This is a genomic window from Rhodovastum atsumiense (genome assembly GCF_937425535.1).
Classification (GTDB): domain Bacteria; phylum Pseudomonadota; class Alphaproteobacteria; order Acetobacterales; family Acetobacteraceae; genus Rhodovastum; species Rhodovastum atsumiense.
Window position 1 is genome coordinate 77,880 of the sequence record NZ_OW485606.1, and the last position, 21,187, is coordinate 99,066.

20 protein-coding genes are annotated in these 21,187 nt (G+C 68.0%); 18 read left to right on the plus strand and 2 right to left on the minus strand.

Annotation, left to right across the window (positions count from 1 at the left end; all coding sequences use genetic code 11):
• Positions 1 to 7: 7 nt before the first annotated feature.
• From NBY65_RS32830 to NBY65_RS32855, 6 genes are all read left to right on the plus strand, one after another.
• Entirely contained in the window at positions 8 to 271 is a 264-nt protein-coding gene (locus NBY65_RS32830; protein WP_150041368.1) for a hypothetical protein, read from the plus strand.
• A 62-nt stretch (positions 272 to 333) separates the two neighbouring features.
• Positions 334 to 1,251, plus strand: coding sequence for a hypothetical protein (locus NBY65_RS32835; RefSeq protein WP_150041367.1), 918 nt, complete (start codon positions 334 to 336; stop codon positions 1,249 to 1,251).
• The gene (locus tag NBY65_RS32840) at positions 1,248 to 1,922 is read left to right on the plus strand and encodes a hypothetical protein (protein WP_203330508.1); all 675 of its coding nucleotides are present in this window, start codon (positions 1,248 to 1,250) and stop codon (positions 1,920 to 1,922) included. The genes NBY65_RS32835 and NBY65_RS32840 overlap by 4 nt, the downstream gene beginning before the upstream one ends.
• Positions 1,923 to 1,969: 47 nt before the next feature.
• Entirely contained in the window at positions 1,970 to 3,430 is a 1,461-nt protein-coding gene (locus tag NBY65_RS32845; RefSeq protein WP_150041366.1) for a hypothetical protein, read from the plus strand.
• Positions 3,431 to 3,492: 62 nt separating this feature from the next.
• The gene (locus NBY65_RS32850; RefSeq protein WP_150041365.1) at positions 3,493 to 3,729 is read left to right on the plus strand and encodes a hypothetical protein; all 237 of its coding nucleotides are present in this window, start codon (positions 3,493 to 3,495) and stop codon (positions 3,727 to 3,729) included.
• Complete coding sequence (locus NBY65_RS32855) at positions 3,726 to 4,013, plus strand: hypothetical protein (RefSeq protein WP_150041364.1); 288 nt, start codon at positions 3,726 to 3,728, stop codon at positions 4,011 to 4,013. Before NBY65_RS32850 ends, NBY65_RS32855 begins: the two co-directional genes overlap by 4 nt.
• A 118-nt stretch (positions 4,014 to 4,131) precedes the next feature.
• Here the strand turns inward: NBY65_RS32855 and NBY65_RS32860 are convergent, their stop codons facing one another.
• A complete protein-coding gene (locus tag NBY65_RS32860; protein ID WP_150041363.1) occupies positions 4,132 to 4,497 on the minus strand; it encodes a hypothetical protein in 366 nt (121 codons plus the stop codon).
• Between the two features lie 33 nt (positions 4,498 to 4,530).
• On the minus strand, positions 4,531 to 5,061 hold the full coding sequence (locus NBY65_RS32865) for a hypothetical protein (protein ID WP_150041362.1): 531 nt from the start codon (positions 5,059 to 5,061) through the stop codon (positions 4,531 to 4,533).
• A 258-nt stretch (positions 5,062 to 5,319) separates the two neighbouring features.
• Here NBY65_RS32865 and NBY65_RS32870 point away from each other — a divergent pair, with 258 nt between their 5' ends.
• The 12 genes from NBY65_RS32870 to NBY65_RS32925 all read left to right on the plus strand — a co-directional run bounded on the left by NBY65_RS32870 (position 5,320) and on the right by NBY65_RS32925 (position 21,158).
• Complete coding sequence (locus NBY65_RS32870) at positions 5,320 to 5,757, plus strand: phage tail fiber protein (protein WP_150041361.1); 438 nt, start codon at positions 5,320 to 5,322, stop codon at positions 5,755 to 5,757.
• A 33-nt stretch (positions 5,758 to 5,790) separates the two neighbouring features.
• Complete coding sequence (locus tag NBY65_RS32875; protein WP_150041360.1) at positions 5,791 to 6,534, plus strand: hypothetical protein; 744 nt, start codon at positions 5,791 to 5,793, stop codon at positions 6,532 to 6,534.
• A gap of 1 nt (position 6,535) precedes the next feature.
• Positions 6,536 to 7,198, plus strand: coding sequence for a hypothetical protein (locus NBY65_RS32880; RefSeq protein ID WP_150041359.1), 663 nt, complete (start codon positions 6,536 to 6,538; stop codon positions 7,196 to 7,198).
• Entirely contained in the window at positions 7,195 to 8,091 is an 897-nt protein-coding gene (locus NBY65_RS32885; RefSeq protein ID WP_150041358.1) for a hypothetical protein, read from the plus strand. Before NBY65_RS32880 ends, NBY65_RS32885 begins: the two co-directional genes overlap by 4 nt.
• A gap of 39 nt (positions 8,092 to 8,130) precedes the next feature.
• Positions 8,131 to 9,006: a hypothetical protein gene (locus NBY65_RS32890; protein WP_150041357.1), complete on the plus strand. Its 876-nt coding sequence runs from the start codon at positions 8,131 to 8,133 to the stop codon at positions 9,004 to 9,006.
• Positions 8,999 to 9,292: a hypothetical protein gene (locus tag NBY65_RS32895; RefSeq protein ID WP_150041356.1), complete on the plus strand. Its 294-nt coding sequence runs from the start codon at positions 8,999 to 9,001 to the stop codon at positions 9,290 to 9,292. Before NBY65_RS32890 ends, NBY65_RS32895 begins: the two co-directional genes overlap by 8 nt.
• A 38-nt stretch (positions 9,293 to 9,330) precedes the next feature.
• On the plus strand, positions 9,331 to 11,070 hold the full coding sequence (locus NBY65_RS32900; RefSeq protein WP_150041355.1) for a phage tail sheath subtilisin-like domain-containing protein: 1,740 nt from the start codon (positions 9,331 to 9,333) through the stop codon (positions 11,068 to 11,070).
• Positions 11,071 to 11,132: 62 nt separating this feature from the next.
• On the plus strand, positions 11,133 to 11,585 hold the full coding sequence (locus NBY65_RS32905) for a hypothetical protein (RefSeq protein ID WP_150041354.1): 453 nt from the start codon (positions 11,133 to 11,135) through the stop codon (positions 11,583 to 11,585).
• 106 nt (positions 11,586 to 11,691) lie between these two features.
• Positions 11,692 to 12,003, plus strand: coding sequence for a hypothetical protein (locus NBY65_RS32910; protein ID WP_150041353.1), 312 nt, complete (start codon positions 11,692 to 11,694; stop codon positions 12,001 to 12,003).
• A 13-nt stretch (positions 12,004 to 12,016) separates the two neighbouring features.
• The gene (locus NBY65_RS32915; protein ID WP_150041352.1) at positions 12,017 to 12,397 is read left to right on the plus strand and encodes a hypothetical protein; all 381 of its coding nucleotides are present in this window, start codon (positions 12,017 to 12,019) and stop codon (positions 12,395 to 12,397) included.
• 49 nt (positions 12,398 to 12,446) lie between these two features.
• Positions 12,447 to 19,718: a VgrG-related protein gene (locus NBY65_RS32920; protein WP_150041351.1), complete on the plus strand. Its 7,272-nt coding sequence runs from the start codon at positions 12,447 to 12,449 to the stop codon at positions 19,716 to 19,718.
• Positions 19,719 to 21,158 (plus strand): hypothetical protein, encoded by a 1,440-nt coding sequence (locus NBY65_RS32925; protein WP_150041350.1) that lies wholly within the window; start codon positions 19,719 to 19,721, stop codon positions 21,156 to 21,158.
• The last annotated feature ends 29 nt before the right edge of the window (positions 21,159 to 21,187 follow it).

Below are 21,187 nucleotides of genomic sequence, written 5' to 3' on the forward strand. Positions count from 1 at the left end.
CCAGCACATGGCCGGCGCGCGTCGTCGGCTCGTTCACCTAGCTTGGCTCGCCCAGCAGACCGCCGCGGCCGAGAGGCAAATCCTCGCCGCGGCGGAGGCGCGGCTGGGCGAGGTCCAATCCGATCTTGTCCGGCTCGCCCCCCGGGCGCTCCTCGACCCCGTCGCCGGCGACCGCTACCGGGATCTGACGCTCGAAAAGGGCCAGCTCGCCGTCGTCATCGCCCGGGCAAAGTCCATCCTTGACCCACAGCCGCCTATCATCGGCGGCTGATTTCCTCCTCCCTGCGCAGGTCGTGACGCAATCGTGGACCCCACGAGCAAGGGGTTGCCACTGTGGACGAGCGCGCGGCGCGCAGGGACGAGGAGCTGTTGTCTGGGGTGCCCGAATGGGTGGCGCTTGGCGTCGTCCTCAAGGCGTCCCCGTCTGAGGACGGCGGCAATCGTTTCCTCTATTTCGAGGCGTCGAACGAGGATCCCGACCACCAGGGCGAAATTGTATTACAAAAGGCCCTGGCGGATAGCTCAGATTATTACATACGCCACGGCAATGTAGATTTATCGCACTACACTATACTTGGCCCAAAGGCTGGCATCCCCAACCATTACGATTATGAGGTTGGGCGCCCGGTTGCGGTCCGCATAGACGGCAACCGGACGTTCGTTAAGGCCCAGCTCTATACCGGCTCGTCTCCCATGGCGCGCAACGCGAACATGGTCTGGGACAGCCTGACCAAGCAGCAGCCTCCCGCGAAGTGGTTCGCCAGCGTGGGCGGCGCGGTGCTGGCGAAGTCCGTGCGATTCGACCCGAAGTCGCAGAACCGCGTGGCGGTGGTCGAGCGCGTGCGCTGGAACAACACGGCGCTGGATCGCTGTCCCGTCAACAAATCGGTGCCAGAGGTCAGCGTCGCGCCGGTCGGCACGTTCGCCAAGTCGCTCGGCGGCTTCATTTTCACCAAATCAGACGGCGGCGCGCCGGCGGGCCTCGTGGCCGGCTACGGGACCGATTCCGCCAGCCTGACAGGCGGAGCCGCGCTGCGGCACCAAAGCCTGGAACCGCGTGTGCAATCCTATTGGGATTTCCGGGACCGCATCGCATCGGACGTGCGCGCCAAGCGCGTCCCCCCTTCCGTCGAAGCCCTGACCGACCACGCCATCTCCGCGTACGGCCTCGCCTATGACGAGGCCGCGGATTGGACGGAGCGGTTCTTGGGCGATCTGCGGACCGCTCTCAGCAAGAGGAAAGCTCGATGACTGAAAAGACCGCCGCCGGCGCTCCGGCGGAGGCCGAGGGCGGCTTTGCCGCGCTACTGGCCGATCTCGAAACCTTGGCCAAGGCCCTGCCGGATTCGGGCAGCGACGATGCCGCGACCGACGAAAAGATCGAGGCCGCCGCCCGGGACGGCGCCGGAGCTGCCGATGGTGGCGGCGAGGGCGAGGGTGAAGGCGAGGGCGAAGGCGAAGGCGGGGAAGCGTTCGGCAAGTCCTTCGAGGTCACGCTTGCCAATGGCGAGAAGGCGGAAGCCTTCGACGGCACCGCCATGCTCAAGGCGCTGATGACCCGCATGGATGCCCGCGAAGGTGAGGGCGCCCAGCTCGCGAAGTCGCTCGAAACCCTGGGCGGGCTGATGAAGCCGATGCTCACCACGATTCAGGAGCAGGGCAAGCTCATCAAGGCCATGCGAGCGGACATCGCAAAGCTGTCCGGCTCTGGTTCCGGCCGCAAGGCGGTGCTGACGGTCCACGAGAAGCGCGGCCCGGCGACGCCAACTGGCACGGAAGCCCCCTCCGGCGAGGCGATTCTGGCGAAGGCGCACTCGCTCCTGAGCGAAGGCAAGATCGACGCAACCGCGGCCAATCGCGTGTTCACCTATCAATCCCGCGGCCTCGGCATCCCCGACGAGCTGCGGCACCTGTTCGCGTAGCCGCCCGGCGCCGCGCAACGCAACCTCTCACAAAAGCAGGCTGACAGATGCTCGATCCCGCAATCTTCGCGTCGGGCGCCATCACCGGCGCAATGGCGCAGGCTGATGTTGAGGCGCTACAGAAAGCCCTGACCGCTGGCTACGGAACCAATGCGCCGGAGTTGACCGGCGGCGCTGCGCTCCGAGTGCAGTCGCTGGACCCCGTCATGCAGGTCGCCCTGCAAACCAACAAGCATTTCGTGCTGTTCAACCGCCTGCCCAAGACCAAGCCCTTGGGCACCGTGGACGAATGGACCGAGCAGGACGACATCGGCGGCTTCCTGGGCGGCTCGACCAACACGGAAACGGGCGTGATCCGTGACGCGACCGGCGCCTATCAGCGCATGGTCGGGATGGTCAAGTTTCTCATGGCCCGCCGGCAGGTTTCGCTGGTCGTGACCTTGCAGAAGGCCATCGCGGACGCGGAGGCGACCGAATACAGCAACGGCGCGAAGCAGCTCCTCTCCGATCTCGAATACCTGCTGTTCGAGGGGGACGATGGGGTTGTCCCAACTGAGTTTTCTGGCATCAAGGCCCAGCTCCTCGCTGGGGTCGCGAGCGGCCGCGTGCCGCCCGAGAACATCATCGACATGGACGGCAAGCCGCTGGAAAGCCAGCACGAGCTGAATGCCGCCGCCGCGCACATCGCCGGCTACGGCCAGTTCGGCACCGCGACCGATCTGTTCATGAATCAGGCGACACAGCAGGATTTCGACAACAGGTTGGATCCGGCCTATCGCGTGCCGCTCTCGAACGTTGGTGATACGGGCGCGAAGATCGGCGCGCCGGTGGTGGGCATCCGCACGTCCAACGGCAACATCGCGACCAATCAGGACGTGTTCATCCGCCACGAGGGCATGAAGCGGGCCTTCCAGCTCATCAAGCCGGCCATCGCTGCCGCCAATGCCGGCATGACCCCGACCAGCGTGACCACGGACGCCACGGGCAACGCCGCGGACTCTAAGTTCACCACCGCCCGCGCCGGCACCTACGTCTACGGGGTGGCCGGCGTGAGCGAGAAGGGGGCTTCGACCGTCAGCCTGACGGGGCAGATTGCTGTCGCCGCCGGCAAGAAGGTGGTCCTGACCATCGCCGCATCTGCGGCCGGCCAGGAAACCGGCTACGTGATCTACCGCGGCCGCCAGAATGGCCCGGCTGCCGTCGCCGATCTGCGCGAGGTCTGCCGCATCCCGCGCGTGGGTGCGACCACCACGTTCGAGGACGTGAACCGGATCGTCCCGGGGAGCCAGGAAGCCTACGTGCTGAACCTGTCGCCCGGCGACACGGCGATCACGTTCCGTCAGCTCATGCCGATGCTGAAGTGGCAGCTCTACCCCACCGACAGCCCGATCATCCCCTGGGCGCAGATGTATTTCGGCTTCCTCCGGATGTCGAAGCGCAAGCAGCATGTGATGGTGCGGAACATCGTGACCCGCAATCAGGTGTGGCGTCCGTTCGCGGACGAGTGAGCTGCGGATCGGTAAGGGGGAGGTCGCCGGCCTCCCCCTCACGCTGAAAGGATGAACGAACGATGCCACGCCGACGCAGCTTGCGCGCGGAGCTGAACAACTCCCACCCGGCGGCTCATGCCGCCTCCCTGGGCGATGTGGTCTATGACCTGATCACCACCGTCAACGCCCAGCGCGCCGTGATCGCGGCCCTGCTGGCGAAGCTGGACGGAGATTCCGGTGTTGGGGCAACCGACTATGTCTCGACCCTGGCGCTGCCGGCCGCCGTGAAGCTGCCGGAGGATCGGAAGAACGCATGACCGCGGCGCGAGTGATCTGCACTCTGCCGCACGCGGCCGAGACGATCAGCGACGTAAAGTTCGTCCGCGATCGGGGCGCGATGATTTCCGAGGAGCTTCCGCAGGAGCGCGCGGAGCTGTTGTTCGGTGGCATCCCTGGCTTTCAGATCGTCTCCCTGGACGAACCCGAGCCGGAGCCTGCCCCGCCACCGGCCCCGGCCCCGGCCAGCGACAGCGAGGCCGTGGCGGATGGCAAGGCTCGGCGCGGAGGCAAGGCCCACGCCAAAGAGGTCCCAACAGCCTGATTTGGTTGCTTGGCCTGGGGCGCCCTTCCCCAGGCCCCTTTGGGATCTCGCCATAAAACGGATGCTGGTCCCACCATAAGCCGACGAACTGACAGCATCCATCACGGAGAAGGAAATGTTATCGATTCTGTGTTGCGTGCTTAAAAATGAACTCGTTTGCTGCATCACTTAATTTGCTATCAAAATGATTTGTGCAGTAATGGTCGATCCAATTCCAAACATCGTTAGCATTTACTTTAGCTAAAGGATCACCAAATTTTTCTGTCCATCCTATTCCAGAAATATAGCCTAACACCCATTGCTCAGAAAGATCGGACCATTGAGCTATAATTTCGGTTTTCTTTGTTCTTGACATTAACCAATTTATGCAACTGACGCTGCCCATGCCTATAATTTTGTGATTATTTACTTCTTTCGCCGCCTGAACGTTAGTCGGCAAGAAAGCGCTCACCCCAACGATGATGATCCAATGCAACGGTTTCATGAAGCCGAACCCTGGCGCTTCCTCATGCTAGGATCAGCGCCGCTCACAGATTGCACCTGTATCCCAAAGAGTTGCAATGGCCTGATAGGCAGACGTAGTGGCCATGAGATCTTCTAGTTCAGCGCGTGCAGTTAGAAGCGCTGCTCGTCCATCGCCCGCAGCTTTCACAGTCCGCTTTTCCATCGCGGGGATCTTCTGAGCAGAAGATTTATAAAGATTGTAAAATTTTGCCGCCTCAGCTTTTCGTGACGTCTCACAATCGTCCAAAGCCTTGAATGGTCCTAGAACTTTTGATGCACCTCTCAAAATTCCTATAGCAAACCAGCGTTCATCCGCCGTTTGAGCCATGCCATTTAAACTTAAAAAACACGAAATAATGTAAATGCTAAAAGCAACAAAAGTTGTTTTGCATTTACGTGCAGGGTTTAAACCAAATTCTGTATCACTTATTAATATATATTTATCTCGCATTGTTATGCCTTGTAGATTTGTATGCTGTATTACTAGTATTTTTGCAACATTGCAGATTAAAATTATAGCCATGCGCAGCGCTTGTGTCGCCAACAAAATTATTTTCTATATCGAAGTCAAAATTTTGGATTGAAACATTGCGAGTAGGACATCCACATACATCGATAATTAACGTTATAAAGTATGCGTGGTTCACGATGACCAACAGCAAACCAGCATTTATTCCTATTTTGTTTCACTTAACGTGAGCCCAGCTTCCGTGGCTATGGCGCGACCTTTCTGTTGGTCGTGACGGAATCCTGAACCGGCAGCGCGGCGGGGAAGTCCCGGCGCAATCAGGGGATTCCGCCTATGACGGCCATGACCGATACCCTCGAAAACATCCTCATCGACTACTATTTCCGCGGCGTCGCGCCGACGTTGCCGACGAATCTCTACATCGGCCTCATGACGGCGGCTCCCTCCGATACTGGCCCCGGCACCGAGGTCACGGGCGCCGGATATGCCCGCGTGTCCGTCTCCCGCGCCACGGCGAGCTGGAACGGCACCCACGGCTCGACCTCCGGCAACAGCTCCGGCACCAACGGCACCACCACCAACGCCATCGCTGTGAACTTCGCCGTCCCCACGGCCAATTGGGGCAACATCACGCATTGGGGCGTCTGGGACGCGGCGACCGGCGGCAATCTGCATTGGTATGGCGCGCTCACCACCTCGAAAACGGTCAACTCCGGCGATGCCGCGCCGCAGTTCCTGGCCGGACAGATCAGCATCCAGATCGACAACTAAATGCCGGTCCTAACGCTCTTTGCGGACCGGGCTGTGGTCCTCGCCGAGATGCGGCGGGACCGTCTGCTGGCTGTCTCGCAGAACCTGTTCCCCGACGTGGAAACCAGCGATGACTACCTGTGGGGCAAGCTCCTGTCGGCCGAAGCCCAGGCGTCTAAGGCGCTGCGCACCTTTCTGACACCGCGGGAAGTGGTGCCGCAGGACACGCCGGAGGCCGAGATCCAGGCGCTCCGCGACGCCGGGGAAGCGGTTGTCCCGGAGCCCGGCTATGACTTCGACCCGGCCCTGTTTTCCGCCGGGACCTGGGGTGCTCTGCGGCTCCGCCATCGGCCAGTCATCAAGGTCCATGGCCTCAAGTTCGTCTACCCGGGCACCGAAAACCCGATTTTCGACGTGCCGGTGCAATGGCTACGGCTCGATCGAAAATACGGTGTGGCGCAGTTCGTGCCGGTCGGGACCTACATGCAGGGTCAGCTCGGCGGGTTCGTGTTGTCCGCGATCGGCTTTGCCTCCGCCATGCCCCTCTCCATTCAGGTCCGCTACCGAGCCGGCTTGAAGAATGCGGCGGAGGAGCATCCCGACCTGCTGGACGTGGTCAAGAAGATGGCGGTGTTGGGCGTGGTCGAGGATCAGTTCTTCCCGGCTTCCGGTTCCGTCTCCGCGGACGGCCTTTCACAGTCCCTGTCGATGGACACCTCGAAATACGAGGACATCATCGAGAAGAAGCTGGCCCGCCTCCGGCAGTTGATCGGCGGCGTTGTGATGGGCAGGCTGTAGCATGCGGCTGTCTCCGGCCAGATTCGACCGGATGCTCCGCGATCTGGGGCAGCGTGTGTCCTGGCGCCGCGCCGCGCCGTGCCCCTGCCGCGACCCGAACACGGGGCAGGGGCGCTACGGCTGCCTGCGCTGCCGCGGCCTTGGCACGATATGGGGCGATCCCATCCCCGCATGGACCGGCCTCTCCGGCATGAAGCTGGCCCGGGAGTATGCGGCGTTCGGGCGCTGGGAATCTGGCGATGTGGTGCTGACGATCCCCGGGGCCTCGCCTCTGTTCGCCGCCGGCGAGCATGATCGAATCCTGATGATGGACTCGTCTGAGCCGTTCCAGCTCGTGCTGACGCACGATGGCACGGACGCGCCGGCATGCGTGCGCGACGGGCTGGTAGTGCAGATTGACCGCTGCTTCTGGCTCGGGGCCGGGGATGCGATCGTGGAGGGGGACGCCCCCGTCGCAGCTCCGGATGGCACGCTCTCCTGGGCCGCCGGCGCCAACGCGCCGGAGCCGGGACAGCAGTTCAGCATCGTCGGCCGGCGCCGCCCTGAGTATTTTCTGCTGATCGAGCTGCCGCAGGACAGAGCGCACCATGGCGGCCTGCCGCTGCCCCGGCGCGTGGCGGCCCGGCGCTTCCAGTTGTTCGGCAACATCGGTCCGCGCACATGACCGGCTTTCGGATCAGCGTGGACATGGGGCACCTGATCTCGGACAGGTCGCCCCTGACCGCGGAGCTGTTCCCGTCGCTGGCCCAGGCGGTGCGGGCCGTCTCGGAAGCGGCGCATGCGAAGTGGCAGGACTATGCCTCCGGGGCGCCGCTGCCCGGCGGCGGCACGATCGAGCCGCGCTCTGGCACCTACCTGCGCAGCATCCAGTTGCAGCAGACGGGGCCTTTCGGCGCCGAGGTCTACAGCGATTTAGCCTACGCCTGGGCGATCGAGGAGGGCGCCCCGGCCCGGGACATGAAGCGCATCCTGGGCAGCTCGCTCAAGACCCGGGTGGTGCAGAACGGGGCGCACAAGGGGCAGCGGTATCTGATCATCCCGTTCCGGTGGTTCGGAGAGGGGACGGTCGCGGCAGCCGGCCGGCACGAGATGCCGGAGGCGGTACAGAACTGGTGGCATAGCCAGAAGCCGTCCCAGGTCACGGGGCTGGGCTGGCGCGATTCAGGCACCGGGGCGATCGGCTGGCGCAGCGGCGGCGGGCAGAGCTGGCGCACGGAGCGCGGGCAGGTCGTGCAGGTCCGCCAGCGCGATTACCAATGGGGCACGCGGCTGGACAAGGACACGCTGGCGTCCCTGGGCGTGACCGGGCAGGCGGCCCGCCGCATGGAGGGGATGGTCCAGTTCAGGAAGCCCGGCGGCCGCGGCGGCAGCTCGCACAGCAAGAGCCTGACGTTCAGGGTCATGGGCGAGTGGAGTTCTGGCTGGCAGGCGCCCGCCCGGCCGGGGCTGCACCCGGCGCGGACCACGGCCCAGGAGATCCAGCCCGACGCCGAGAAGGCATTCGCGGCCGCCGTCGCGCGCGACATGCGGCGCCACCTGGGATCTGGCTCCGAATAGGGCCTCCGCGGGGCAGGTCGTGACGGAAAGCTGCGGACGATGATTTCGTACATCGAAACACTCATGGCCGGCGGCGCGCTGCGCCTCTATCTCACGCCTCCGAACGAGGCGACGAGCTGGCGCGTGCTTCGTCGCACGAACCCGGCGGCCTTCACCGGGCCGGACGATCCCGGGGCGGCCATGGTCGTGGACCGGACCGACGCGAACGTGGTGATGGACGCCAAGGGGCTGTCCAACGGGGCGACCTACCACTACCGCGTCTATTACCGGGGCCGCACCGGCGCCTGGATCGGCCATGACGAAGGCCAGGGGGTGCCCCAGGCGTCCTATGCCGGCGACGATGCGGACCCGCAGACGGTCCTTCGCGACCGGCTCGAAGCGGGGCTCAAGACCGAAGTGCAGCGCGGGGCGCTGCTGCCGCAGTCCGGCAAGATTCAGGTCGTGACCGCGCCCTTCGCGATGGTCGAGCACGTCACCTTTCCCTGCGTGTCCGTCCACCTCGAAAGCGACCTGCCCGCCTACCGCGGCATCGGGGAGTCGTTCGGCGACGGCGAGGTGATCGAGGGCGTGGGCTGGGACGATGGCGAAGGCTGGCTCTCGCGCGTGGTGCTGCGCGTCGTCGCCGTCTCCTTGAACGGGGACGAGCGCATCGCGTTGCGCCGCGCCATCAAGCGCATCGTCATCGCGAACCTGCCTGTTTTCAAGGCCGCGGGCCTGGATCAAGTCGAGTTCTCGCTGTCCGACCACGAGGACGAAGGGCCGAAGAACAGCAACGCGATTCTGTTCATGTCGGTGGGGCAGTTCTCGTGCATCGCGCCGTCCTATGCGTCGCATCGCGTGGGGCCGATCAGGGACGTGGAAGTGTCCGCGTCCGCTTTCTTCCCTTCTCAGGAGAGCAACGAAGGCAATGGCTAAGAACCCAACTCCTGCCGCGGCTGCGGCGGAAGAAACCGCCGCAGCGTCCGATGCCCCGGCGCCCAAGGCGAAGCCGACCACGGCCGGTCCGGCGCCGGCTCCCGTAGCCGATGAAGCGCCGCTTGTCTCCCTTGAGGAAGCCGCAGCAGCGATCTCGCAGGGCATCCGCTCTGCAACGCTCGTCTCTGCCTTCCACGCCGAAGAGAAGGCCGCGGGACGCCTCCGCGACACGGAAGCCGCCTATCGCGCCCGGTTCGTCGGCTTCCGGCGTCGCCCGACCGCCTGATCGCCTGATCGCAACTCTGAACGCAGGAGCGCAACTCCGTGGCTTCCAGTGTCTTTTTCAACGGCATTCTGCACTATACGCCGGGCACGTTCTCCCAGGTCAATGACGAGGACATGTCGCCGCGGAACCCCGCGGTTGGCAATGACATGGTCATTGTCGGCCGCGCCGATGGCGGCCAGCCGAACGTGCCCATCCGGGTCCAGTCCCCCGAGGACGCCAAGCGCAAGGTGCGCGGTGGCGAATTGCTGGTTGCCGCCCGCAAGGCGTTCGGCCCCAGCTCTGCCACGGGCGGGCCGCGCACCCTGACGCTGATCCGCGTCGGTCAGGCGACCCGTTCCAGCCTGACCCTCAAGGATGGCTCGGCGGCCGATTCCATCGTGCTGCGCTCGAAGCTCTATGGCATCCCGGCCAACACCATTCGCGCGAAGGTCGAGGCCGGCACCCTGCGCGGCAAGAAGATCACCGTGCAGGCCGGCAACGAATACAGCGTTGGCGACAACCTCGCGCGGAACGCCTTCAGCGTCCACTACACCGGCGCTGATGCGGTGGCGAACATCACTGTGGCGGGCGCGAACGTTGTCCTCAAGTCGGGCGCCGACGCCGGCACGGCCGCGGTCCGCGCGACGATCGCCTTCGAGGACTTCCCGACCATTCAGGAGGTCTGCGACCGCATCAACGCCGTCGCCGGCTTCTCCGCAACGCCTGCTTCCGGCTCCGAGCTGCTTCGCGCGGCGTCCGCCCTGGACTTCGTGACCGCCCAGGACGTGAAAACCGCCTCGTTCACCGTCAAGGGGGACTTGCAGGCCGTGGTGGACTGGCTGAACAGCCCGGCCTCCGGCCTTGCGATTGGCGAGCGCGCCACCGGCGCCGGTTCGCCGCCGGCAAACGTCGCCTGGACCTTCCTCACCGGCGCGGCTGATCCGGCCGTGACGAACGAGGACTGGTCAACCGCCATCGACGCCTGCGAGCGGCTGGACATCCAGCACATCGTCCCGCTCTCCGCCGACTCGGCGGTTCACGCGATGGTGGATGCGCATTGCATCTTCATGAGCGATGCGGGGCAGCGCGAGCGGCGCGCGCGTGTTGGCGGCCCGGCCGGGACCGATATGGAAGAGGCCAAGTCGCTCGCGGCCGCGATCGGCTCCGACCGGACCTCTTTCTGCTGGCCGGCGCACTATGACTTCGACAACCGCGGCAACCGGGTGGTGCTGCCGGGCTACATGACCGCTGTTCTTTTGGCGGCGATGGCGGCCGGCGTAAACCCGGGCACGAGCCTGACCAACAAGCCGGTCCGTGTCGGCGGGCTTGAGTTCGAGGCGCGCAACCCCGTCGATACTGACGAGCTGATCCGGTTCGGCATCTGCGTCGTGGAGAACGCGGGGGAGGACGGGTTCAAGGTCGTGCGCGACATCTCGACGTGGCTGTCCGACGACAATTACAACCGCGTCGAGAACTCCTGCGGCTCTGCGGTCGATTATGTTGCCCGCAGCGTGCGCAAAGCCCTCGATGTGCTGCGCGGTCAGAAGGCCAGCCCGTCTCTCATGTCGCGCGGGCTGTCCATCACGCGGACGGTGCTGGACTATCTCGCCAAAGAGGAGCCGGCCGGCCCTGGCATCCTTGTTGGCGACACGAAAAGCCCAGCTTACAAAAACCTTGCTGCAAGCATCAACGGTGACGTGACGGGCATCACCTTCCAATGCTCGCCCGTTATTCCGAATAACTTCACCACCGTTGGTATCTCCGTGACGCCCTACAGCGGCACGGCGACCCTGACTTAACAGCACCGCAACCGCACAGGCGGGCGCGGTGGGCAGCCGCGCTCCGCAGAGGAGCATAGAGTATGCCTCGCGAGAATCATCAAACGTTCAGCGGCAACCGCATTGAGGTCCGCGTGGACGACAGGGTTATCGGCCTGATCCAGTCCGTTCGCCTGTCGGACAACTATGGCCTTGAAGATGCTTCTGGAATCGGCGACATCCATGTCGTGGAGCATGTCCCTTCCAAGGCCGTGCATTCCGTCAGTATCTCTAATATGGCGCTTGTCAGGCAAAATCTTCGCTCCGAACTCGCGCAGATGAACGAGAACGGCGAAGCCGTGATGCGGGCGCTGATCTTTGACATCGTCATTCTGTCCAAGGGCGGTCCCGGCCCCCGGGCGATCGGCGCCGGCGAAATCCTGCGCGAGATCATCGGCTGCTCGTTCGACAGCGGCGACGTGGACATCACGGCGCACCGGATCACGATGCAATCCGGTCAGTTCCGCGCCCTGGATGTGCGCGGTCAGGGCCTTTAATCCCCCTGCGGTTGCGACGCCTGGGTAAGCTGGCGCCGCTCCCAGCATAGCGCGCGTCAGGTCGTGACGAAAAAGCTCGTCCCTCTCACAAGGGACGGGCTTTCCCATGCAAGCCGCAGAGCGCACCTATCCGGTCGATGTCCCAGGCGTCGGCCATTTCGTATTCCGCAAGCGTCTGATCCGCGATCAGATCCGCATCCAGGCCGAGGCCGTGCGGATCACAGGCGGGCCGACCGACGATCCGGACCTGAAAGACATCAGCCTTGCGATGGCGACGCTGATCGTCCTGATTAAAGAGGCTCCCGCCGGCTGGAACGTGGAATACCTTGATCCTCTGGACAGGGACGTGTCTGCGGAACTCTGGAAGGTATTTGGCGCGCTCCGCGTAGCGGAGGACCGATTTCGCGGCGGAGCTTGAGCGCAACGGGCGCATGTGGGGCTTCGAGCTGGCTGACCGGATGGACTTCCATGTCCGGCGCCGCTACGGCCTTCCTCCGACCGATCCGCGCTTCCTCGACATGACCGTTGAGGACATCGTCCTCGACTATTGGGCTCACGCCGTCACGGACAATCCCAAGCTCCGCGACGAGCACATCAACCCTGATTTCGAGCAGGAAATGGCGGAGCTGGAAGCGATGTTGGAGGAGCAAATCGCTGCCTCCGGCGCCAAGGCTCCGGAGCCAACCGCAGACCAGATCGCCAAGGCGGAACAGCACGAAGCCCAGGTCGCCGCCGTCCACGCCGCGAACGAGGCGGACGGGGACGCCTGGGAAACCGTCGCGGATAGCCGCTGGGGAGACGCCGGCAGATAGCCGCCGGTCGTGACGCAACCCTCTCTGCGAGCGCAGAAAGGGTTGCGGCGTGGCAGGTCGGGTATCTATCGGGATCAGCGCCGATCCAAGCGGTGCGACCCAGGCGTTTTCGCAAATCCAGGCGGCCATCAAAGCGGCCGGCCTCGAAGGCAAGCGGCTCGCGGAAGTGCTGGCGTCCGCGCACCCGGCCCTCGCGCCGGTGCGCGACGACTTGCAGCGGATGCAGGCGCAGCTCGAACAGCTCCGGCGCGCCCGCGGCGATACCGGCGCTGCTACCCGGCAGATCACGCACGAGGCGGGCGGTCCGGAGCACGTCGATGTCCTCAATCTGCGTGATCGCGCGGCCCAAATCTTCGCTGACCAGCGGGACCTGCGGCGTTACGAGGCGAATGCCGGCGCGTTCCTGATTCGCGGCACGCAATGGGCGCCTCCTCCATCCCCAGGCCCAAGCCCAGCGCCGGGCCAGCCCGATCCGCAGCATCAGACGCGCACTGGCTGGCTCTACGGCCTCGATACGTGGCTCTCCCGCCGCCTGGGCATGACCGGCCGCGGCAGTGGTGGTGGCGGCGGTGGCGGTGGCGGGAGCGGAGGGGGCGAGGAGGGAGGCACCGACAAGGGGCTCCTGTCCGGCATCCTCGACATGGGCGGCGCCGGCGGACTGCTGAAGGCGACGAAGTTCGGGTTGGCGCTGGCTGGCATCTCGGCGCTGGGCGGTATGGCCGTGAAGGGGCTTGGCAACGCCCAGGACGAGGCGGTTTCCAACGATCGCCTGTCCAAGACCCTGCGCGATGCTGGGACTGATTTCGAGACGCTTCGCCGGCAGGTCCGCGATACGGCCGACGCTTTCGGGCTGACCTTCCAAGAGGCCCAGAGATACAGCCTGGAATGGGCGCGGCTCACCAACGAGACGAGCGGCAGGGCGACGCAGGCTGGCGTGAGCTGGGCAGCCGGTGTCGCGCGCTCCTACGGCCAGGACCCGGGCGAGGTGGTGCAGGGCCTGGGCCGCGCCGCCAAGCAGGGGGAGGATCCGCGGCGCTTCGCCGCCCTGGTGGGCGAGGCGGTGCGCGAGAGCGGCATGACAGGCCGCTTCGGCGAGGTCATGGACGCCCTCGTGCGCTGGACCGAGCAGAGCAACCGCCAGCTCGCCGACCGCAGCAACGTCGATCTGTTCGCGGGCATGTATTCCTCGCTCTCCTCCCTGGGCCGGCCCGGCTTGCAGGGGCAGGGAGCAGAGGACGTTCTGAACCGCATCAACGCGGTGCTGACGCAGGGTGGCGGCGCCGGCGAGGCGTCGCGGCATCTGACCTATCGGGCGCTGACCCGCGCCGGTGTCACGGACCCCTGGGAGTGGCAGCGGATCGAGGAGGGCGGCATGTTCGCCCGCATCCGCCGGCGCCGGAATGAGCGGGGCGAGCTTGAGGACGATCCCACCGCGCCGACGCTGTTCGAGGCGAAGTGGGAAGAAGCGAACCGCATGTACACAGGGCGGCCGGAGACGCCGGCGCCCAGGACGGAGACGCAGCAGCAGGCGAACCGGCGGCGCGCGGGCATCGCGCGCGACATGGGCCTGACCATCCGGCAGGTCGAGGCTTTCGAGCAGGCCGCGCCCGGCGGTGACATCGGCCGACTGTTCCCGACCATCGAGCGTGCCGGCATTTCCATGTCGGACGTGAACCCTGGCGCTCTACAGCCGCTCATCACGCTGGCCGGGGAGAACCGGGAGCAGATGGAGGCCCGCCGGCGGGGTCTCCTCGAAGATTCCACCATCGCGCTTCCACCCGAGCGGCGCGAAGCATTGCAGCGCGCGGGCACAGATGACGAGCTGCGCACCGCTCTCGCCCAGGCCATCAACGCCCGCGGGCTCGAAGCCAACGATGGCACGCGCACCGTCGAAGCGATGGCCTCGTTCAGCAACACGCTGACGGGGGCCATGACGGGGCTCGTCGCCCCCATCAACGATCTGAAGACCGTAATCAGCGCCATTGCCCGCCCGCTCACGCGCATCAGCGAGGCGCTGGGCGAGGGCTACAACCGCCCCCCGATCGAAGCGGTCCAGGGGGCCGGTCAGAAGCTGGGATCGTGGCTGCGGGAGTGGTGGAACGGCAAGGGCGAGGACAAGCCGGCGTCGCCGCCCGGCGTCACAGCTCCGGCCGCGATCGCCGGCCAGCCGGGGGCAGCGCAGCCTTCCGCCATCCCATCCTGGCAGCGCCCGGCAGGCCAGGGCGGGCAGGCGCAGCAGGTCCCGCCCGTCACGCGGCCGCGCCAGCTCCCGCCTCTCTCGGCTGACGAGCTGCGCGCCCAGGGGATCGAGGTTACGGAGGGCGCGCTGCCGGAGAGCGAGCGCGGGGAGGAGCCGATCCCGCTCGTCCCGCAGCGTCCCCGGGAGGAGGAGAAGGAGGAGCCGGAGACTCCGCAGGCGCGTGCAACGCGAGAGGACATCAGCCGCGCCTTCCAGGCTGCGCTTTCCCCGCGTGCGTCGGCTCGTCCCGCCACCGTCGCTCCTCCGGAGCCTATGGCGCCGCAGCGGCCGCGCGCCCAGGCGGAGGCGCCGGCGGAGGAGGAGCGGCCCGCCCCGGCTTCTGAGCTGCCGGGCAAGCCGGATGTTGTGCCGGTGCCGCCGGCCAGCCCCCTGCCGGAGCCGAACGAGCGCCCGCCGCACCCGCCCTTGGTCGAGCGTCCGCCTGCGCCGCCGGAGGGCGAGCCGTTGCCGGAGGGGCCGGCGGCGCTGCCGACTGTCCCGCCGCAGTCCGCGCCCGAGCCGCCCGAGCCGGCGGAGCCGCAGGCGATTCCTCCGCGCGAGCCGGCCGACCTGCCGCAGCCGCTTCCGACGCTCCCGCCGCCGGAGCGGCCGGATTGGTACGTGCCGATTCCTCCGCCAGAGCGCGCGGCAGTCCCGCCATTGCCGCCTCCGCCGCCGCCCGGGCCGGAGCCGTTGGCCACCGTGCCGCCGATGGGGCTGGTCGAGGGGCCGCCCCGCGGCGAGCCAACGGCGATCGAGCCGCGCCGGCCGGCCCCGCCGCCAAACGTCAGCGTCAACGTGACCGTGCCCCCTCCCGCGCCGGGCACGCAGGCCCCTGCATCTCTGGTCGGGGCCGTGTCGTCGCAGCCGGAGGCGCGCCGCGAAGCGGTGCCGGTGCCGCCCGTTGTCTCTCAGAACCCGGGGGAAATGAGAGGCAACGAGCCTCGCGTCTCGCCGGATCCCAGCAACGCTGGCGCGGCGCCGGCGGCGTCTCCGGCTGTCGAGGCGCCCGGTTCGGTTGACGGGCGGGGGCGGCAGGTTGACGCGCTGGGCCGTCCGGTCGGCGGGCCGGCTCCGGCCGCGGGGCAGGTCGCGCCTTCTCCCGGGCAATCGACCGCCGGTGCCCTGCCGCAGCAGCCGCCCGCGGTGGTGCCGGGCGCGCAGGCTGGAACGGGCGTCGGCCCTGTTTTTCGCCCCGGTGCTGGCGCTGGCGCCGGTGGCGCGGGTGGTGTTGGCGGCGCCGGTGGTGCTGGCGCGCCGGGTGAGAGCGGCCGCGATGGGCGCGACGCTGCCCAGGCGCCGGCCGGCCGCCCTGGCGTGCAGGCGATTCCGCCCGCGCCGCTCCCGCTGACTGTCCCGCCGGCGATGCCGGGTGCCCCTGGTGCTGGCGGCGCCGGCGGGCAGGCGATTCCGCCAGGGCCGCCGCCTCTGACTGCCCCGCCGGCGGCGCCGGGCGCCCCTGGCGCTGGTGGCGCCGGCGGTGCCGGTGGCGAAGGCACGGCAGGGCGGGACGGGCGCAATGCGGCGCCGGGGGGCGCTGGTGCTGGCGCGCGGGCAATCCCGCCCGGGCCGGTTCCTCTGGCGGCCCCACCGGCGGCGCCGGGTGTTGGTGGGACGACGCCGGCCGCGCCTGGGGCGCCCACGCGACACCCAGGAATAGTGCCGACCGCGCCGGTGGGGGCTGGCGCAGCTCCTGTTCTCGAACCGGGTGCCGGTGGTGCCGGCGGGGAGGGCGTGGCGGGCCAGAGCGGGCGCGACGCCGCCTCGGCGCTGGCCGGCGCCCCCGGCGCGCAGGCAATTCCGCCTGGGCCATCCCCGCTGACTGTCCCGCCGGCGGCATCGGGTGTTGGTGGGGCGACGCCGACCGCGCCGGCGGAGGTTGGCCGCCCTGGCGCGCAGCCGGTCCCGCCCGGTTCGCAACCCCAGCAACCCATGACTGCCCCGCCGGCGGCGCCGGGGGCCGCGCCCGTTCTCAGGCCGGGCGCCGGCGGCGCCGGCCCCCAGGTGATCGGGCCGCAACCTCTTTCTGCGCCGCCCGTGGCGCCGGAAGTCGGCCGCGGCGGTGCTGGCCCAGCCGCTGGTGCTGGTGCTGGCGGTGCCGGTGGCGCCGGCGCCCAGGGCGGCGAGGGCGGATCCGGCGCTGTCGGCCCCGCTGGCGAGCGCGGCCCCGGCGCGGTGTCCGGCTATCCGCCGGCATCTGTCCGGCCGTCGTCCGACATTATCCGCCGCGCCGATCAGGGATACGCACGTCAGCCGGGGGCGCCCGGGGCCGATGGGGGGCAGAATGCGCCCCTGCCGGCTTCTCCGGCGCCTATTCTGCCTCCCCCTGCCGGCGGCGCTGTCGCGCCGCTCCCGCGTCGGCCTTCGCGCGTGCCGCGCCAGGGCGAGGAGCCGCAGACTCCAAGCGCCGCCGGTGCGGGTGGAGCTGGTGGTGAAGGCGCGCCCGGTGATGGCGGCCGCGACGGGCGCGATGCTTCGCTTCCTGCCGCTCTGCCGTCCTCTGTCGCGCCGGGTGCGGGCTCGCAGCTCCCTGCGTTGCCTCCTGCCCAGGGGCGTGGGCAGACTGCGGCGGCGCCTCCCTCCGCTCGTGCGGTGGCTGGCGTCGCCGGCGCCGGAGCGATCGCCCCCGCGCCTGCTCCGACACCGGCGCCGACCGGTCAGCCGATCCCGCCTGACCCGCAACCTCTGACTGCCCCGCCGCCGGCGCAGCAGCGCACGCTCGGCGATCGCTTCCGCCGCCTGTTCGGCGTCACGCCGACGCATGTTGATCCGTCCTGGCGACCGATCGAGGGCGACCCGGTCCCCGCCGGATGGAGCGCCCCAGGCTGGGCGGAGCGCGACGGCAAGGCCGTGCCGGTCCCGGAGGCTGGCCGCGAAGTTATGCCGGGGACCGTCACGGCGCCTCCTCTCGATGGCGGCCATGAGGTGGCGCCCCCGGCAGAGTCCGCACCGCCCGGCGCGCCTCCTGCCGTCCCGGCAGCCGGCCAGCCCCAGGCGCCAGCCGCGGCGGCTCCACCTCTCCCCGCCACCCCGACCCGCCCGCCGGGCGCGGCCGTGCGCCGGCCGACCCAGCCGCCGCCGCTCGCGCGCGCGCCTCGCACCGCGGAGGAAGCCGCCGCCGGCGCACCGATCGCCCAGGCCGGCGAGGTCGAGGCCGCGCGCACTGCTGGCGAGCAGGCCGTCCCGCCGCCCAGCGAGGCCGCGATCGTCCGCGACCCAGGCGAACGCTATGCCCTGACCAACCCGGCCCCGCTGCCGGGCGCGCCGGTGGGAGGTTCGGCGCCGGCGGGCGGAAATCAGGCCGCGCCGGCGGGCGCCCCGGCCCCGAACCTGGGCCGCCCCAGCGCGCCCCAGCAACCGCCTGGGGCGGTGACGGGAGGCGCCGGCGCAGCGCCCGAAACTGGCGCAAATGCTGGGCCTGCCGGTGGTGATCGAGGCCCCGGCGCAGCGCCCGGCCCGGCGCAACCCGGCACGCCGGCGCGGCCGCCCGGGCTGGCTGCGCAGCCGCGCTCCGCTGGTCGAGCTGGCGCACCAGCCGCGCCCGGCGCGGCGCAGCCGGAGGGGCAGCCGGGGCCGAGCGCCCAGGTGCCGCAGCAGCCTCGCGGCGATTGGCGCCTGCCTGAGAACAGGCCGCAGGGAGGCGGCTGGATCGGGCCGTCCATCCGGCGTCAGGAACACGGGCCGGCGGCGGGCACGCCGATGGAGGGCGGCGCTGTTTCTCCGGAGCTGACGCGCCCGGGGCGTGGCGCGGGCGGGCGCGTGCCGCCGGGCGTAATGGGCGCGCAGGAGGGCGCGCCGGGTTCGCAGCCGGGGATTGGGCGCGTCGCCTTCTCTCCTGGCGCCAATGGCGGGGTGTCTCAGGCGCCGCAGCTCTCGCCCCCCGGCGCCGGCGGGGGAGCCGGCAACGGCGCGCCGATAGGGAGCCTGTCGGCCAGATTCGAGAGCGCGCGCGCCGGCGCCACGGCGATCGGCCGGGACAGCACCGGCGGGTGGAGCTATGGCACCTATCAATTTGCCAGCGCGCGAGGCTCTGTCGAGCCGTTCCTGGCAACCCTGCGGCGCGAGGCCCCCGACATTGCTGCGCGGCTCGATGCCGCCGGCGGCAGCCGGGCGGCGTTGGCAGGGACGGCTCAGTTCCGGCAGGCGTGGCAGCAGGCCGCGACCGACCCGCGCTTCGCCGGCATCGAACACGCCCACATCCAGGCCACGCACTATAACCCGCTGGCGCGCACCGCTGGCGAGCTGGGCATCGACCTACAGGGGCGCAGCGCCGCCTTGCGTGACGTGGTCTGGTCTACGGCCGTGCAGCACGGGCCTGGACGGAGCCTGAATAGCAGTCGGGGGCCAACCGGCGGCGCGAGCGTGCTGCAAGACGCAGTCCGGAGCCTGGGCGCGCGCACCCCGGAACAGGTCGCGCGTCTGACCGACGAGCAAATCTCGCAGGCCATCTACGCGCAGCGCAGGACCCGCTTCAGCAACTCCACCCCGAACGAGCGGGCGAGCGTCATGCGGCGGTTCGACCAAGAGGGGGCGTTGGCGCTCCGCCGGATCGGGGAGGAGCGGGCGGCCATCGCTGCCGCGCCGCAGGTCCCGCGGCCGGAGGCGGCGGCCGGAGCTGCGCAAGGGGGCGCCCAGGCTATGCCGCCGGGCGCCGCCATGGCTGTCCCCCCTGGCGCTCCTCGTCCCCCAGGGCCGGCAATCGTCCCGCCGGGCGCCCCCCGCCCGCCGGAATCGGCAATCGTCCTGCCGGCGGCCGCTCATGCGCCGCAGCCTGCTGCCGATCTGCCCCAGGCCCCGACCGGGATGCCGTCGCCAGAACCGGCAACCGCGGCATCTGGGGCCGTCCCATCGCCGGGTTACGGGACCGCGCTCCCGCCGGAGGAGCGCGCACGGCTGGCCGAGCAGGGCTCGCCCGGCATGGCCGGCGCCGGCGCTGGTGCGCAGCAGATCAGCGTCTCCACGAGCGCGAACATCGCCCCGCTGCGCGTGGTCCACGAAACCGACAAGGGCGAAGACCGGGGCGAGGAGTTCTTGCCCGTCACTGCATACGAAGCGCCGAAGGCGTGGGGAGCTTCAGCATAAATGGTAGTGCGCTGCGACAGTCCCGGCATAGAGATCCGGCTCATCAAGCTGGTGGGCGTCGCGAATGGCGTCGCCTATCGCTGGCAGACGGCCAATGCCGAGTTCAACATAACCTCCATGCTGGGCGACGCCGGCGTGGTGCGGACGACGAAAAGCCTGCTTGATCCGTGCGGCGGTTTCTCAATCAGCTTTGCCGACCGAGAGGATCCGGCGGGCCTCGATACGCTGTACGGGCTGATCGAGCCGATGGACATGATCGAGATCCGGATGGCGCGCGAGCCGTGGCGCTATGCCGGCGGCACGCTGCCGCTGGTCATGCGCGGCTTCGTCTCCGAGCTGCGCCGCTCCGAAACCCTGGCCGGCGAGGAGGGCAAGCCCCAGCGGGCAGTCATCATCACGGGCCAGGACATGGGCAAGCTCTGGCAGATTCATCAGCTCCTGCCTGAAACGATCTATGCATCGGAAACGTCGCCATACCTCGACACATACCGGCTGCAAGCGGCCACCGGGATCGAGGTCGCATATCTTCCTGTGTTCGACTTCATGCAGCAGCTTGTGGAAATCGTCATGAACGAGAAGGTGGAGCAGCTCTCCGCCTTCGCGAGCGCCTATGTCCCTCCCTTCCGCCTCGTCGGTCCGCGCGTGCCGGAGGGCATCGTCTCGTGCTCGCTCGTCGCGCCTTTCACGGGGCCGTTTTGGCGCCTTGCCGAGTTGGTCGCGGACAGGCCGTGGAACGAGCTGTTTGTCGAGGACACGGAGGAAGGGCCGGACTTGGTTTTCCGCCCCGCGCCGCTCAAGCACGTCTACGGCGGCGGCTTCATCATGGAGGGCGCCGAGGACCCGGGGCTGATCGCTCGCACTGAGGAAGATGTCGTCTCCTGGGATGCGAAGCGGTCTGACTATCGGGTGTCCAATTTTTATTGGGTGCCACCTGGAAGTTCGATGCTCGATACCAGCGTGCAGGCAAATGTTGCCTCGCTACAGAACGGCGACCTGCAAGATTTCGATTATCCCAACTCTGCACAGGCCCTTTTCGGACAGCGCAAGATGACTGTCGAGACGCGGCTGCTGCCGAATGACGTGACGGACACGCCAATCCGCTTCAACGGCCAGCGGCGCATCGAGGAAGGCAACAAGGTGATCGAGTGGCATCGCCATCGGGCGATCGAACTCAAGGAAATGAATCGTGACAACTCGGCGCTTGAAGAAGTCACGGCTGTCATGAAAGGCCATGAGGAATACAAGATCGGACGATACTTCCAGCTCACGCGCGGGACAATCGTGTCGGAAGCCTATATTACCCGTGTGTCCCACATCTTCCGTCCTCTCAAGCTGTTCGAAACTGCGCTGACGCTTGAGCGCGGCACCGGATTCCTTATGAGGGATCAGGCCGCGCGTCCGTACTGGCAGGAGGGAAGGGAAGGTCCATATTCGCGCTAAAGTTTATATCTGGCTGGGGGCGGGAGGCG